Source organism: Bacillus sp. LR--39, assembly GCF_053613335.1.
Genome location: NZ_JBSIOT010001644.1, coordinates 1 through 511 on the forward strand (window position 1 = coordinate 1; position 511 = coordinate 511).

Annotated in this window: 1 pseudogene; it reads right to left on the reverse strand. The window is 46.4% G+C overall.

Annotated elements, in window-relative coordinates:
- Positions 1–171: 171 nt before the first annotated feature.
- Positions 172–511: pseudogene (locus tag ACWHAR_RS32275) on the reverse strand (lytic polysaccharide monooxygenase); the annotation flags it as partial.

Here is a 511-nt window from a genome sequence, read left to right on the forward strand (position 1 = left end):
CTGCTGCCGTTTATGGCTGCCGCAATGAAGAAAAAGAAATAACGAATCTCAAAAACCCCGGCTCTCCAAAACATGCCGGGGTTTTGATCGCTTATTTTCTCTGTTTGCACCAAAACCCGCTGATTCACAAATCGGTTTTCCAGACAGACAAGAAAAGTCCAGGCTTTATTTGTTTACTAGATCAACATCAATCACTTGATAGAAAGCGTTTTCAGTATCAGCCACATCCCAAACGGCAAGTATGACATGATACCCGAGGCGGTCTTCAGGAATATAAATGTGGTGAGATAAATTGCGAGATGCAGGGGAACCGTCATGCGGAACGGCGCCAATCAGTTCAAAGTCTGCGCGCTTAAGCGGTTTGTCAGGATCCCAGCCTTTTTTGGTGATATAGTAGTGCCATTGGCTCGTATTGTGGGGGGCGGTATATGTCCAGGTAAAGGTGTGTTCTCCGCCGGTCATGATATGTTTAAACCAGCGATTTTCCGACTGCTGATCAAGAATTCCGCCG